The following is a 14,960-nucleotide window of genomic DNA, read 5'->3' on the forward strand; positions in this document are numbered from 1 at the left end:
ACCTCTCGGCCCAGGCCGCTGCCATGCACTGCCCCGTCTCCAAGGCGTTCTACCGCCGCAAGCGCGACGAGGGGAAGTCTCATAAGCAGGCGATCCTGGCCCTCGCCAGGCGCCGTCTGAACGTTCTCTGAGCCCTCATACGCGACGGCCGAACCTTCGAGACAGCCGTCCCCCAAGCTGCTGCCGCAGCGCAGTGAACGCATCACAAGGCGTCACCGCCCTGACTTGACAACATCATTGGGAATCTCCTTGCGCGCTGCCGCCAGCTCCCGGCGCAGGGCCTCGTTCCCGGCCTGAGGCCCCCCAGGCCGCCGGCGGGGAATCCACCGTGTTCTTCTCCGTGCTCGTGCTCGTCGTGCTGCCCCCGCCGTGGCGGGCCCGTCCGGCCCGTACCCAGTTACGCAGCGTCTCGCGGCTGATCCCCAGATCCTTGCCGATGCCCCCGAAGGTGTGGCCCGGGTCCGGCAGGTACAGCGCGACGGCGTCCGCCCTGAACCCGGGCGAGCCACCTTCATCCCATGAAAGATTCCTCCTGCCCGGCCCCTGCCGGGGCCGGGATCAGAGGTGTCCACCACTCGGGGACAGGTCCCGCCACACCTCGCGCTTCTGCCCGTCCGACAGCCCTGGCCGCCCGGTCCTCGCCACCCGCAACACCTCCGGCACCTGTTCTACCTGGGGCGTTGCACCGACCGGTTGAATCCAAGGCGGCTTTTACCAGGATCTCGTTCGCCTTCTCTTCACCTCGGCCAGCTCGCGGCGGACCGCCGCAATTCCTCCCGTTCATCGCTGGTCAGTGCGCCAGTGCGCAAGCCCTCGGCACTGACGCCGAGCTCCCTGGCCACCTCGGCCGGGGTCCGGCCGGTCGAGAGGACCAGCTCCACCGCGTCCTTCTTGAACTCGGTACCGCTCACCGCTTGCCACTCATGATCAGGACCACTTCCTCCGGGACCAGCCGTCCCAGTATCGAGCTGTCCAAGATCCAGGGGGAACTTCACGTCATGACGTCCACACACCCCACACAACGGGCACTACAGCCTCCAGGAGGCGAAGCCGACGACCCCACCACCCCGCCGCACAGGTTAAAGATCAAGTTAGTGCTGCGTTCCTGACCGCGATAGATGTAGCGAAGGCATTGAGCGGTGCGGGCGCCCCAAACGGTCGCGCCAGCGGAGCAAGCCCGGTGTTTTGTCCGGCTGGCGCGGAGACGGTCACGCCGGACCAACTGCGGTGTAACTGGTGTCGGCAAGGCACAAAGTGGATCTTATTGCCGGTCCAGCCAGGGAAAGCAGCATGGACGGGGAGTACCGTAGACGTAAGGGCCTTCCCCTGAGATGCGGCCCCCGGCAGATCCCGGCAGGCGAGGATCCCGAGGGCCGTCTGGAGAATGGCGTCTGGTCGGCCAAGCCTGAGCCGGGACCACCCTTTTGGAAGGGACGATTGGGGATGGGGACAGCAGCGGGTATAGGGATTAGCCATAACCGCAATCCTCATGTTGCGGGGCGTGAGGCGGCAGCCCAGGCGCTGGCCACGGCGGGTCGGCCAGACTTCGTTTTTCTTGGCGCCACAGCTGGTTATGACCAGGCGGCGGTCGTGGAGGCTGTGAGGGAGGCTACGGGCAGAGCCCCGTTGTGCGGATGCTCTGTGGAGGGCGTCATCACGCGGAATGTAGCGGATGAGTCAAACTTTTCCGTGTCCGTTCTGGCTGTCACTTCGGACCGGTTCTCCTTCTGTCACGGCCTGGCCGGCGCCGAGGCCGATTCCTCTAGTGCGGGGGCAGCCATCGGTGAAGCGGCGCAAGCCCTGGGGGATGCCCGCTTGCTGTTCCTCTTCCCCGACGGTCTCAGCACCGACGTGGACTGTCTCATGTCCGGTGTCGAAAGGGCTCTCGGGTCCGGTCGCCGCCTTCCCATCGTCGGGGGGACGGCCGCGGACAGCGGCCAGTTCCAGGCCGCCTATCAGTACTGTGATGATCAAGTGGTCTCCGGTGGGACCGCATGGGCAGTCCTGCGGGGCGACGTGGGCATGGCATGGACGGTCAATCACGGGTGCGCCCCTATTGGGCTGGAACACACCGTCACGCGTGCAGAGGGCAACACTATTTATGAAATCGACGGCAAGCCGGCATTGGAAGTGTTCAGGGAGTATCTCAGTGCCCAGGAAATGGAGGAATGGGCTGTCGTAGTAGCCAGCCTGCCGTTCGGGTTTTCCCCTCCCACCACAACCGGCATTGACGACCAGTACGTGGTGCGTATTCCCGTAGCTCAGGATGAGCGGGAGGGCTGGGTCAAGCTGGCGTCGGCCATGCCGTACAGCACTCCTGAGGGCACTCGTGTGCGGATCATGCGACGTGACTATGACCGTGTCTCTGCCGGCGTCGACCGAATGGTCAGCGAATTGAAAGACCGTCTCGACGGCGGAACCCCGGAGCTATTTTTCCAGTTCGAATGCGCCGGGCGGGGCAAATATTTCATGAGCCAGGAGCATAAACTGCAGCTCCTCGAGCGGCTGCAGCAACAGCTGCAGTTGGCTCCCTGGTTCGGACTTTATGTCTATGGTGAACTGGGACCCGTGGGGGATAACAACCTCTTCAACCAGTTCACGTCTGTCGTCGCGGCACTTTACTGAGGTATGGTTTGGCGCGGAGGCGATAGGCGTGGCGTCTTCCCACGCTTCGGATGCGCAGCTGCGCCTTCTTGGAAAGGGCGCAAAAGGAGCTGCTCCGTCTGCAGAAGCAAATGATCACCTGGTCGACCAGGTGAAGAGGCTTGCCTAGGCGGAGTTTCAGCTGCGGTCCTTTCAGGAGCGCACGGACCGCCAGATGAGCTCCGGCTGGATCCGGAGGAGGCAGCCGGCATCCTACAGCGGGCAAAAGGCAAGGAGAACATAAGGCCGGGCCAACGCGAAATGCTGGCTGAGGCAGAGTTGGGTCAACAGCTGGGAATGAGCCAATTCGTGCTGCTGCCATTAGGGGGGAACCGGAGGCTCTTCGGTGAACAACGGCAGATGGCCGAGGCGATCTGGAACAGCGGCGAAGCATTGCTAGCAATTATCAATGACATTCTTGACTTCCAGAAGATGGAGTCGGGGAAGCTGGAGATGGAACAGCATCCTTTCGATGTACACCACTGCGTGGAGAGCACATTGGAAGTTCTGTGTGCGCGCGTCGGAAAAGGATATTCGCGGCCGGGTCGACCGAGTAGTCGCAGGTATCGACGCGGACGTAGTGGTCGCGGCCCAGGCGGGTCTGAAACCGCCACCAGGCCGGCGGTCCGAGGCCGGGAGAGCCAGCATCTGAGCCTGGTCCGCCTCCCGCCGGTCCGTCGGGCGGGCACCGGGGTGCGGTGGATCCTGCGGCTGGCGACCTTGAGCCAGGCCGTCAGCTGGGTGTTGAAGTCGTCCGGACCGCTGAAGTGGCGGCCTGGCAGGAACGAGGTCTCCAGATAGCCGTTCGCCCGCTCGACCAGCCCTTTCGCTTCTGGGTCCCGGGGCCGGCACAAATAGATCTTCGTGGGGAGCAGGCCTGCGAACGCGGCGAACTCACTGGCCGGGGCGCCGAATCTTCAAGACCGCACCCCACTCGGTCAACAGCCGCCAGTGCCCGTCGATCAGGTCCCCGGTCCGCCTCGAGGGCAGCATCCTCGCGGTGATCACCCGCGAATAGCCCGGTACCAGCACCGGCATCCGTCCGGCCTGGCCATAGCCGAGCGGGATGTCCGTCTCTGGGAACCACAGGTCGCGCTGAGCCAGCTCGCCGGGCCGGTAGACCGTCCCCGAAACCGGGTCGACCGGGACATACGCCGGCCGCAACTCACGCACCCGGTCTTTGAGAACGGTCATTCCCCGATCCCAGCCGATCCGCTCCGCGATCACCGTCGCGGGCATCGTCGGTGTCTGACGCAGAAGCTCCCTGATCCGGCCTCGACCGCGTCGACCGCCGAGCCCTTTGCCGCACGTTGGCCGACGGGCACGGCAAGACCGTCCTGCGCCGCCTCTTCGACGACCTCGGCGACCAACGGGCCGCCGCGCTCACCCACATCAGCGCCGACGGCGCCGGCTGGATCGCCGACGTCCTCGCCGAGCGTGCTGAGAGGGCGTACGGGTGATGGACCCCTTCCACGAGGTCGCCTGGGCCACCGGTGCCCTGGACACCGAACGCAGAGCCTCGTGGAACCGGGCCCCGCCACCAGGCCCAGGACACCGGCGGCCGCGAGACAGCCCGCGCGTTGAAGGACTCCCGGTTCGCGCTGTGGAAGAACGCCGGCGACCTCACCGACCGCCAGGCCGCCGAGCTCACCTGGATCGCCGCGACCGACCCCCGCTCCACCGCGCCTGCCTCCTCAAGGAAGCCCTGCGGAGCGTATTCACCCTGGCCAAGACCCGTCCCACCGCGGCGCTACAGGCCCTGGACCGGTGGATCGGCTGAGCCCGCCGCTGCCGCATCCCTGCCTTCGCCGACCTCCAACGCCGCGTCCGCCGTCACCGCGAGGCGATCCGCGCGGCTCTGCTGACGGGCATGAGCAACGGCCTGATCGAGTCGACGAACACCAAGACCCGACTGATCATCCGCCGCGGCTTCGGCTTCCACAGCGCGGACGCGATCACCGCCCTCGTCATGCTCACCCTCGCCGGGGAACGTCCCACCCTCCCCGGCTGCCAACCCGCCACAGAGTGACCCATTCATACGGCAGGAGAGCCCAAATAATCACCCTGATGAGCTGAAGTCAGTAAGAAGCTCCGTCGCGTTGTCCCGGCCGCTCGGGAACCTTGACCGCAGAGGTCACCAGCGGGGCACGGCGGCGGGCGGCAGCCTGGGCACGGCGGCTGCGGTGTGCGGCGATGCCGTGATCAGCTGGATCCTGTGCGAGCAGCAGCACGGCAAGGCGCTGGATCTTGCGGTCCAGAGCGAGGGACAGGCGCCGGCGTTCCCGGTTCCGGATCGCTGCGAGGCTGTGGGTGCTGGTGTGCAGCTGGCCGGCAAGGTAGCTCGTAGGCCAGCCGTGCTCGGCCAGGTCTTGCAGGCTGGTGGCAGCCCTGTCCGCTTCGACGAGGCCGGGGACCAGCCGATCGCGCCGGCGGGCGGTGTCCAGCGGGATGCCGAGAATGGCTTCTGCGGTGGTGCGGTGGATACGGGCCGGCCGCACCCCGGCCGGGCGGAGCAGTCGCCGGACGAGAGTGACGGCGACACCGGATATCTCGGCGATGTCCGATGCCGACAGACCCATCCTTTGCAATCGGTGTGCCGCTGCGGCAGCCTCGGATGAGGAAACACGGGCGGGTCGGCCAGCCATCAGCTCACTGGTGCGCCGGGCACGGTCCCGCCGGGCTGCGGCCCTGCACTCTGGCCGCAGGCAGCCGTAGTCGGCGCAGGTGGGGCTGCCGTGCCTGACCCGTGACCGCAGCGGCTGCTTGCGAACTCTGCCGCCGGTGTGGGTCTGCGCGGAGGCTGAGGATGTTGGTGAGTTCATATCAGTACGATCTTGCCCGCTCAACACGTGCTGGTGCGGGCAGATTCTAGCGCGGTTATAGACCCAGCAAGTCGAGCAACTGCACACGAGGCCGGCACGATCAAGGGCGCGGTCGGCGACTGTACGGCGGCGCCCTCGCAGTCCGCCGGCGCGAGCCAGCCGAAATCCGAAACCCTGACCGGCGCCGACGGTCAGGTGCTCTCCCGCACTGCCTATATTTACAGTAGAGCGTCCGCCAGTAGGTCATCGGATGCGGGGTGTGCGGGGGTCGGGTGTCCCATTGGTAGTGGGTCCAGGCCTTGCGGGTGAGGTAGCGGAGGTGACGAATATGCAGGCCAGGGCGATGTAGAAGGCGATCACGGTCTTGCTCCGTTCTGTGCAGCGGTGGAGTTTGCCAAAGTTGTTCATCCAGGAGTTCGTGCGCTCGATGACCCACCGTCCGCCGGTCTGGATCGGGACTTTCTCTCCACGGCGGGTGATCCGGGTCGATGCCGCGTTCGGACAGGTCATCGTGGACGGGGCGGTAGCCGTAGTCAGCGTCCAGGCCCAGCCGCGGGTGTCGGGGCAACGGTGGCCAGGGCCTCCTCGAGGCGGCTGCAGGCGTCCAGGGCGGCCGACAGGAGGGTGTGGTCGCGGACATTCGCAGGTGCGGACTCGGTGATGGGTGCGGGGGGCGGTGGATGAGGCGGCTCTTCTCGCCGGGTTTGTAGCAGCACAGGGTGGCGACGGGGGTCCGGCGGCGGGAGCGGCCGCGGAGCGGATGACCGGGGGTCTGGCCGGGTCGGCCCCGGGTGCGGGGACGGGGCGGCGTCATCGAGAAGCCGGCTTCGTCTTCGAAGACGAGCCATGCCCCGGACGCCGCCGCGAGGCTTCTACCCCGGGGCCACACCTCCTTCTTCCACAGCTCGACCGCGTGCTCGTCGCGTTCCAGGGCTGCGGGCAGGGGCCTGCCAGGGCCAGCCGGGCCGTTTCAGCAGCCGCCACACCGGCGGCACCGAAAGACTCACCCGCAGACGGCGGCGGATCAGCGTCTGGACCCGGGCCAGGGTCCAGCGTTCGTCGCCGAAGCCGTGCCCGGACGGGCCTTTGCCGAGTTCTTCCTCCAAAAAGGCGAACTGGGCGTCGGTGACGGTCGGGGCGTTCGCCGGCCCCGCCGAGCGCAGGGCCTCCATGCCACCTCGCGCCAGGAACGACGCCAGCGCTCCACCGGCCGGACACTCACCCGCAGATCCCTCGCGATCACGCCGGTCTTCTCACCCGCCGCGAATCGTTTCCGGCCCGAAACCGGATCCCCTCGCGAAAGGCCCGACGCTCAGCGGTCAGCCCCTACCCTGCGGATAACGCATACCACCGGCATACCGCACTCGACTCCTTACGGACTCTCTCGAACCCTACGTGGGTCCGGGTCCGTCAAGCTCGGGGCACCTCACCCATGGACGCCGCCTCGCCCGCTGACAGATCCCGTGGGTCACCTGGCGGTTACGGGGTTCAGGATCGGACACTTCACTTAGAATAGGCAGAGAGGACTCGGGGGTTCTCCTGCATCACCACAAGATCGCATTCCGCCGGCAGTGGGCATGTGGCGCCTGGGCCGACTGGGCGTTCGGTCGAGGAAGTGGTGGCGAATGAGGCGATCTTGGAGGCGGCCTGTTTACGCCCGCATGTCGCTGCGCACCGTGATACGAGGCTTTGTCATTGCCACTGTGGTGTTGCTTTCAGTCGTGCTTGCCCTGAGTGTGGCCGCTGAGCGTGCCATGGAGGACGTAGCAAGGGCCGAAAGCCGGCGGTCGGCTTCATTGCGGCTTGCGGACGAGCTGCGACAGACGTCCGACGACCTGACCCGCATGGCAAGGACATACGCCGCAACCGGTGAGCGGCGGTACCGGGACTACTTTTACGAGATTCTGGCCATCCGTGATGGTGAGTCCCCACGCCCCGAGCGGTATGACCGCGTTTACTGGGATGTCGTCACAGACACCGGACGGAGGCCTGCCACGTTCGGGCCAGAAGTCAGCTTTGACGCGCTGGCGGAGCGCGCGGGATTCAGCCGTGAGGAGCTTGGACTGCTCAAGAGTGCTCGACTGCGCTCGGACGCCCTTGTCAGGCGGGAACAGAAAGCATTTGCGGAAGTAGAAGGCAGCACCCAGACTCCCGCGGCAGTGTCAGGACGGGAGCGCGCTACCGCACTGCTTTACAGCAGCGACTATCACCAGGCCAAAGCGCAGATCATGCAGCCGATAGGGCGCGTGTTTGAGCTGGTTGACCGGCGGACACAAAGGGAAACCGCCCGGCAGGTCGATCGCGCGGCCGGGTACTCGACTGCGGCGATTGGCACCGCGATTGTAATGGCAGGCGGCATTATGGTCGTCGCGACAATAGCGCGGAGATCAATCATCCGCCCAATTCGCTTGCTTGACAAAGCTACTGCGCGGATCGCCGAGGGTGACTTGCAGGTACGCGCACCGGTGGGAGGGGTGAGTGAGATCAGCTCCTTGGCGGAGTGCTTCAACGGCATGGCTGAGCGTGTGCGGTGGCGCACCAGCGAACTTGAACTTCTCCAGAAGGTCGCGGCCACTGCTAACGAAGCGGGTGACCTGGAGGAGGCTACTCAGGTCGTCCTCGATCTCGTCTGCGCCTACACCGGGTGGGAGGTGGGGCACGCCTACTGGCGTGCCCCAGAGCCGGCCCGGGCTGTTGACGTGGCACTTCTTCCTTCCGGGCTATGGAACATGGATGACTCCGGCCAGTTTGGTGACTTCCGGCAGGTGACTGAAGCCGCTCCGATGGCGTTGGGCGAAGGGTTGCCTGGCCGCGTTCTTGCCGAGGGGCGGCCTGCGTGGATCGTGGATGTGACGAAGGACTCTAATTTTCCTCGGGCTGCTCAAGCGGCGGAACTCGGACTGCGAGCGGGAATGGCATTTCCTGTTGTGGCGGGGGGTGAGGTGGCTGCGGTGCTGGAATTCTTTTCCCGGCAGCCGGCTGAGCCTAACGAGACCCTGCTGCGGCTCATGGCCAATGTGGGTGTGCAGCTTGGCCGGGTTGTGGACCGTGTACGTGCCGAGGCGGCGGCTCGTAAGGTGAATCTGCTCCTGGAATCGACTGCCGAGGGTATTTATGCAACGGATCTCCGGGGGGCATGTAGCTTTGTTAATAGAGCGGCAGCGGAGATGCTCGGTTACAGTGTGCAGGAGCTGGTGGGCAGGCAGATGCATGACCTATGTAGCCACAGCAGAAACGACGGCACCTCCTACTCGGCCGACGAGTGCTCGGTCTGCATCGCCTGCACAACGGGTCGTGGTTTTCACGCACAAGGAGATCTTTTCAAGCGACGCGATGGGACAGCTTTTCCTGTTGCCTACACCTCCTATCCGATCATCGAGAAGGGGAAAATCCAGGGAGCGGTTATAGCCTTTTCGGACATTACGGCTCAAAGGAGGGCCGCGGAGGCGCTGGAGCAAGCGAAGGAGGCGGCCGAAGCGGCCAACCGAACCAAGAGTGCCTTCTTGGCCACCATGAGTCATGAAATCCGTACGCCCATGAACACGATCATCGGTATGTCGGGGCTGCTGCTCGACACGGATCTTGGCCATGAGCAGCGGCAATTTGCAGAATTGGTACGTGAAAGCGCGGATGCTCTGCTTACGCTGATCAATGACATTCTCGACTTTTCGAAGATTGAAGCCGGAAAACTCCCGCTGGAGCGCCGGCCATTCCATATAGGTGAGTGTGTTGAGTCAGCTCTCGAGCTCGTGGCCGCAGAGGCAGCCAAGAGAAATCTTAATTTGGGCTGCCTCATTTCCCCTGATGCGCCGGAGGGTATGATCGGAGATGTCACACGCCTCCGTCAGGTACTCCTTAACCTGCTCAGTAATGCCGTGAAGTTTACTGAACGCGGCGAGGTAGTCGTTACCGTCAGCGCTGAACCCGCTGTGGAGTCCCGGGGAGAAGCGGACGTGTCGAGTTTTCTATGGACTTTTGCAGTCCGTGACACCGGGATAGGAGTCCCTGCGGAACGACTCGAAGGACTCTTCGATGCTTTCAGCCAGCTCGACGCCTCCACAACCCGCCGCTACGGTGGTACCGGCCTAGGCCTGGCGATCTGCAAGCGCCTGTGTGAACTCATGGGCGGGACAATCTCCGCCTCTAGTCAGCTGGGCAAGGGATCAACGTTCCGCTTCACTGTCCAGGGCACGGCGACAACAGTTCCCCGCCGCGATCCTGCCGGGCAACCCGGGCAGCCAAATGCCAGACTCGCAGGAAAGCGCGTACTGATTGTCGACGGTAGCCCCATAGCCCGCCAAAGCTTGACGAGCTGGCTTACGTCATGGGGCATACAGGCCTTCAGTACGGAGTCAGCAGCAGAAGCACTTGAGCGGATCTCTGCCGAAACCTCGTTTGACCTGGCACTCCTCGACTCGCAACTGCCCGTCGCTGACCAGCAGCTCATTGCCCGCGCGCTGGAGACCGGCAACCCAAGGACCTCCGTCCCGCTGATCCTGCTCACCTTCCTCGGCCGCCCGCGGGATGAACGGCCAGCGGTCAAAACCAGTGCACGCCTGACGAAACCCGTCAGACCATCTCAGCTCTTCGACACTCTCATCAGCATCCTGGCCGGCGGGTCCGCCAGGAGTGAAGCTGCCGTGATGCCTTCCCCTGGGCGGCACCATACAACGCACCCATACAGTGCCTCCCCCTCGGCTGCACGGCAGCCTTTGCGGATTCTTCTCGTGGAAGACCACACGGTCAACCGCCGTATGGCGCTCCTGCTCCTGGAGAAGCTGGGATACAGCGCCGATGTTGCGACCAATGGCGTTGAAGCGCTGGCTGCAACCGAGCGGCAGTCCTACGACATAGTGCTCATGGACGTACAAATGCCTGAAATGGACGGACTAGAGGCAACTCGGCAGATCCGAGCGCGCTCCCCCCAGTCACAGCAGCCATGCATCATCGCTCTCACTGCCAACGCAATGCAAGGCGATCGAGGGCCTTGCATTGAAGCAGGAATGGACGACTACCTGACCAAACCAATTGACCTGTCAGCGTTGGACCAGGCCATCTCTCGCTGCAAGTCTCAAGGCGAGCAGGAGGACAACAGCCGACCAGTGCTGAACCAGACAGTTATTGAGGAACTGAAGGAGGTTTTGGGTGACGAAGGGGCGCCACTGCTGCGCCAGTTGATAAACGACTTTCTGGCTGAGGCCCCGGCGCTTGTCAACGCCATACAAGACAGCCTCACTGAGAAAAATCAGGCCGGAGCCAAACGCGCCGCTCACACCCTCAAGTCTATCTCTGCTACCTTCGGCGCCGAAGATTTGTCGAAACTGTGCCAGCAAGCCGAGACGCTAATTGGTGACGGCGTGCAGAATATACAGCCCCTTGTGGCAGAAATTGTTGCGGAGTACGAACAGGCCAGGCATGCGCTGAAACTTTTGCAGCAGCAGCTGGCAACTGAGCAAGGAAACCAGAATCCCTTTTAAAACCGGCAGCGGCTTCGGGTCAGGCCGGGTCATGCCGTCTGCGCGGGCCGAGGCCATACTCGCGCAGAAACCCACCACGGTGCGCCGGCGGGACTGTGCTGAACTGGACGCTCATCGCGTACTTCGTACTACGGCTCGTCCCCCAGGGCGCGACTGGTGAGGACAAGCGTGCCGTCAGCGGTGACGGAGCCACCTTCACCACTCGCGAGGGGCCGCGCAGGCCCGGAGCCACTACGCCGGCCGGTCTGGGTAACCGTTTTGCCCAGGCCAGCACCGTACGGCTTCCCCCCTTCCTCGTCCCCTGGCTTGCGCGTCTTGGACGCCTGTCCAAGACGCGCAAGCCAGACTGCGACAGGTGCCGTCTCCGGATTCCCTCACGATGAGCGGTGGACCGCCCCGCGCCTCCTCCTGGGGCTGGAGATTCAGCTGCGCCAGCAGAGACCCAGGAATGTGGCGCCATCAGGGAGTGCGCCAGGCAGGCGTAGCTGACATACTGGTGGAATTCTCCCCAACTCGGCCGCTACCTACCGGCGGTCCCCTTCCGTCCGGTGAAACAGGTGGAGACATGAACACCAGGACGCACAAGTCACTGTCCGCAATCGCCGTCCTCGTCATGGCGACGGCGGGATTCAGCGGTATTCCCGCTGCTGCGGACCCCGCGATGACGACCACGCAGACGACCGTCACAGCAGACCGCGTAACTCCAGTGGTGATGTCGGTCGTTTCTACACCCAGCTGGTTCAAGGGCACCGACGGGCGTTTCCATCTCGTGTACGAGCTCAAGCTGGCCAGTGGTGTATCCGCTCCCGTGACCGTGACCTCGGTAACGGTGAACGACGCCCAGAACAACCGGCCGCTCACTACACTCCGGGGGAAGTCACTGACTGCCGCTATGTCGCTGCTGGCAAGTCCGGACAAGCCGTCCGCCAAGATCGCCGGGTCGGAGACCGCAGTCATCTGGTTCGACATCCCCCTCCGCCAGCAAAAGGCCATTCCCAGCAGGATCAGTCACACAGTCACCGTCTCTGTGCCCCCTGGCCTTCCCGTACCCCGTTCGATCACCAGCACGGGCGGTGCCACACGTGTCGACACCGCTGCTCCGGTCGTCGTCGGTCCACCGCTGCAGGGAGCAGGCTGGGTCGCTCTGGGATCATGCTGCGACGGCCCCCACCGGCGGTCCCTCATGCCGCTCAACGGCAAAATGCAGCTGAGCCAGCGATTCGCGATCGACTGGAACGGGACCGACGCAAAGCGTCGTTTGGTGGTGGGAAATCCGGACGTGGCCCGAAACTGGGTCTTTTACGGCAGGCCGGTTATCGCAGCCGCCGACGCAAAGGTGGCTGCCACAGGAGACCGCTTCCCCGACCAAATCCCCAATCGGCCCAAGCCTGTCGGTGTCGCCGAAGCGCTCGGCAACCACATCGTTCTCGACCTGGGCGACGGTCGTTATGCAGGTTACGCTCACCTGCAGCGTGGCAGCGTGCTGGTGAAGCCGGGAGACCAAGTCCGCAAGGGGCAGGTCATCGCCAAGCTCGGTAATTCAGGAAATACAAGCGGTCCGCACCTGCACTTCCAAATCATGGACAAGCCCTCCATGCTCGCGGCCAACGGATTGCCTTTCGTCATCGACTCCTTCTATCAGGTGGGGCGGGTGCCGCCCCTGGACGAAAAACTGTTGGAGAGCCTGAACGCTGGAAAGCCTATTCCGGTCAGCCCCGCAGGCCAGGGCCCCCGGGAAAAGGAGCTTCCTATGGGCCGGGACATGGTCAACTTCCCCGGAAAGCGGTGAGGCCCGCCGAGGCCGCCCCCGCAGCAGTTCGCTGCGAGCTTATGGGGAGGCTTTGAATCTGGCCGACGATCACAGAAGCCATCTGGGCCCGCACCGCAGTGGCGTCGGGCTGCTCGAAGACGGTCCGCAGCAGGGTGGCCACCCACGGCTGGGCCGCCTTGGGCACCCTGGTCAGCAGGTTGCGGGCGTAGTGCGTGCGGCAACGCTGCCAGGACGCACCCGGCAGGGCGGCGCCGGTCGCTTCGGTCAGACCGGCGTGGGCGCCGGACACGACGAGTTCCACGCCGCCCAGGCCGCGGGCGGTCAGCCCACGAAGAAAGGCGAGCCAGCCGGCGCCGTCCCCGGACGAGGTGACCTCGATGCCGGGGACCTCGCGCCGGCCTTCGTGGTTCACGCCGGCCGCGACCAGGCAGTGCACGTTGACCACCCTCCCGCCCTCGCGGACCTTCTGCGTGAGGGCGTCGACCCAGACGAAGGTGTACGGGCCGGCGTCCAGGGGCCGGTCCCGGAACTCGGCCACCCGTTCGTCCAGCGTCCGGGCCATCTCGGACACCTGCGACTTCGACAGCCGGGTCACCCCCAGGGCTTCGGCGAGCGTCTCCGCCCGGCGCGTCGGGACGCCCGGCAGGCAGCAGGTCGCCACCACGCTGACCAGGGCCTGTTCCGAGCGCCGCCGCCGCTCGAGAAGCCAGCCAGGAAAGTATGAGCCGGACCCGACCCGGGGCACCGCCAGGCCGATGGTTCCGACCCGGGTGTCCCACTCCCGCTGCCGGTACCCGCTGCGGGACGTCACCCGTTGCGTGCCCGGCATGCCGTACGCCGCCCCGCAGACAGCGTCGCCGTCCGCGGACATCATCGCCCCGGCGAACGTCTTCACCATCCGCCGCAGCAGATCAGGACTCGCCGAGGCCAGGTTCTCCTCCAGCCACGCAGCGAACGGCACACTCCCAGATGCGGCCATCGGTTTCCATACCTTTCTTCTTGGGTTGATCGATCGGGACACCCAGGGGTGCCGGGTGTGGCTGTCATCTGTGTGCCGTGCTTGTGGCTGGAAGGGATTGGCCGCCCGGCACCCCGCGACGACTCGGCCATTCATGGGGAAACGCGAACTGCATCGCTTCGTATGGACACGTCGGCGAGGTCGTCTGCTGGGAGAACTGCACGTACGACTTCGGAGGTGGCCGTGCCCGAACTGTGGGCCGGTACGGATGCGGGCAAGGGCGAGCATCACTGCACGGTGATCGATATGGACGCCACGGTGTTCCTCACCCGCAGGGTGCCGAACAACGAGACCGAGCTGCTCGAACTGCTCGGTGACGTCCTGGAGCTCGCCGAAGGTGAGCCGGTGACATGGGCTGAGGTGCCCCGAAGTTTCCGGACAGACGTCCAATAGGATTGCCTTGAACGGAAAAGAGGACGCAAGAAGTGGCACCACCGAGCAAGTACACCCCGGAGTTTCGGGAAGAAGCTGTCCAGATTGCACTCCGGTCCAGCAAGACTGTCACTGAGACAGCCAGAGAGCTGGAACTGAATCCGGAGACGCTACGTGGATGGGTGAAGAAATACAAGAAACGGCATGAGCCGCCCGCCGGCGCCGATCTGTCGGTCAGCGAGCGTGCACGGCTGAAAGAACTTGAACGCCGCATTCGCGAAGTCGAGATGGAGAACGCCTTCCTGAAAAAAGCCGCAGCGTACTTCGCGAAGGATCCTCGGTAGCGAGCAAGTACGAGTTCATCGACATGATGCGGCTCGAGACTGCGGAGTACGCGTATTCCGTCGGGTTCATGTGCGCGCGACTCGACGTGTCCAAGTCCGGCTACTACGAATGGAGAACCCGTCCTCATTCCGAGACGGCCCGGCGGCGGGAGGAGCTGAAAGTACTCATCAAGAAGGCATTCGATGATTCCGACAGCACCTACGGCTACCGGCGCGTCCACGCCCAGCTCGCCCGCTGGGACGTTGCCGCCGGCCTGGAGCTGATCCGTCAGCTCATGCGGGAGCTGGGGCTGGTTCCCTGCCAGCCCAAGCCGAAGCGGTGGTCCCTTACCCAGGCCGCAGCGGGCAAGGTGCCCGACCTCGTCGGCCGCAACTTCACCGCGGAAGCCCCCGGCGAAAAACTCGTCGGAGACATCACCTACATACCGACGGGCGAGGGATGGCTCTACCTTGCAACCGTCATCGACTGCTGCACGAAGGAAGTCATCGGATACGCAATGGACGACCACTACC

The 14,960-nt window shown here is 64.7% G+C and carries 11 protein-coding genes and 4 pseudogenes; 7 read left to right on the forward strand and 8 right to left on the reverse strand.

Features of this window, described 5'->3' with window-relative positions:
* Positions 1 to 306: 306 nt before the first annotated feature.
* Positions 307 to 504, reverse strand: a pseudogene (locus AC07DW_RS30295) (transposase); the annotation flags it as partial.
* A gap of 233 nt (positions 505 to 737) precedes the next feature.
* Positions 738 to 911, reverse strand: a complete 174-nt coding sequence (locus AC07DW_RS30300) for a transposase (RefSeq protein WP_478860879.1) — start codon at positions 909 to 911, stop codon at positions 738 to 740.
* 532 nt (positions 912 to 1,443) lie between these two features.
* Between AC07DW_RS30300 and AC07DW_RS30305 the strand changes: the two genes are divergently transcribed.
* Positions 1,444 to 2,625 (forward strand): FIST signal transduction protein, encoded by a 1,182-nt coding sequence (locus tag AC07DW_RS30305; RefSeq protein ID WP_478860880.1) that lies wholly within the window; start codon positions 1,444 to 1,446, stop codon positions 2,623 to 2,625.
* 424 nt (positions 2,626 to 3,049) lie between these two features.
* On the opposite strand, the gene AC07DW_RS30310 is transcribed toward AC07DW_RS30305, so the two are convergent.
* Together AC07DW_RS30310 and AC07DW_RS30315 are read right to left on the reverse strand one after the other, a co-directional pair.
* Positions 3,050 to 3,238, reverse strand: a complete 189-nt coding sequence (locus tag AC07DW_RS30310) for a hypothetical protein (RefSeq protein ID WP_478860889.1) — start codon at positions 3,236 to 3,238, stop codon at positions 3,050 to 3,052.
* 299 nt (positions 3,239 to 3,537) lie between these two features.
* Positions 3,538 to 3,882, reverse strand: a complete 345-nt coding sequence (locus tag AC07DW_RS30315) for an IS21 family transposase (RefSeq protein ID WP_478860881.1) — start codon at positions 3,880 to 3,882, stop codon at positions 3,538 to 3,540.
* A 74-nt stretch (positions 3,883 to 3,956) separates the two neighbouring features.
* Here AC07DW_RS30315 and AC07DW_RS30320 point away from each other — a divergent pair.
* Positions 3,957 to 4,672: pseudogene (locus AC07DW_RS30320) on the forward strand (ISL3 family transposase); the annotation flags it as partial.
* A gap of 49 nt (positions 4,673 to 4,721) precedes the next feature.
* Here the strand turns inward: AC07DW_RS30320 and AC07DW_RS30325 are convergent.
* From AC07DW_RS30325 to AC07DW_RS30335, 3 genes and pseudogenes are all read right to left on the reverse strand, one after another.
* The gene (locus AC07DW_RS30325) at positions 4,722 to 5,222 is read right to left on the reverse strand and encodes a hypothetical protein (protein WP_478860882.1); all 501 of its coding nucleotides are present in this window, start codon (positions 5,220 to 5,222) and stop codon (positions 4,722 to 4,724) included.
* A gap of 486 nt (positions 5,223 to 5,708) precedes the next feature.
* Positions 5,709 to 6,127, reverse strand: a pseudogene (locus AC07DW_RS30330) (transposase); the annotation flags it as partial.
* A gap of 8 nt (positions 6,128 to 6,135) precedes the next feature.
* Positions 6,136 to 6,811: pseudogene (locus tag AC07DW_RS30335) on the reverse strand (IS630 family transposase); the annotation flags it as partial.
* Between the two features lie 315 nt (positions 6,812 to 7,126).
* Between AC07DW_RS30335 and AC07DW_RS30340 the strand changes: the two are divergent.
* Positions 7,127 to 10,942 carry a response regulator gene (locus tag AC07DW_RS30340; protein WP_478860883.1) on the forward strand — a complete coding sequence of 1,272 codons (3,816 nt, stop codon included), beginning with the start codon at positions 7,127 to 7,129 and terminating at the stop codon, positions 10,940 to 10,942.
* A 565-nt stretch (positions 10,943 to 11,507) separates the two neighbouring features.
* On the forward strand, positions 11,508 to 12,731 hold the full coding sequence (locus AC07DW_RS30345) for a M23 family metallopeptidase (protein WP_478860884.1): 1,224 nt from the start codon (positions 11,508 to 11,510) through the stop codon (positions 12,729 to 12,731).
* Here the strand turns inward: AC07DW_RS30345 and AC07DW_RS30350 are convergent.
* Entirely contained in the window at positions 12,709 to 13,692 is a 984-nt protein-coding gene (locus AC07DW_RS30350) for an IS256 family transposase (protein ID WP_478860885.1), read from the reverse strand. The genes AC07DW_RS30345 and AC07DW_RS30350 overlap by 23 nt on opposite strands.
* Positions 13,693 to 13,908: 216 nt before the next feature.
* On the opposite strand from AC07DW_RS30350, the gene AC07DW_RS30355 reads away from it, so the two are divergent.
* The 3 genes from AC07DW_RS30355 to AC07DW_RS30365 form a co-directional block, all read left to right on the forward strand.
* Positions 13,909 to 14,124 carry an IS110 family transposase gene (locus AC07DW_RS30355; RefSeq protein WP_478860886.1) on the forward strand — a complete coding sequence of 72 codons (216 nt, stop codon included), beginning with the start codon at positions 13,909 to 13,911 and terminating at the stop codon, positions 14,122 to 14,124.
* 32 nt (positions 14,125 to 14,156) lie between these two features.
* Entirely contained in the window at positions 14,157 to 14,447 is a 291-nt protein-coding gene (locus AC07DW_RS30360; protein WP_478860887.1) for a transposase, read from the forward strand.
* Positions 14,448 to 14,470: 23 nt separating this feature from the next.
* Positions 14,471 to 14,960: IS3 family transposase (locus AC07DW_RS30365; RefSeq protein WP_478860888.1), on the forward strand; the 490-nt coding region annotated here is incomplete at its 3' end.

Source organism: Streptomyces sp. NPDC045701, from assembly GCF_056432045.1.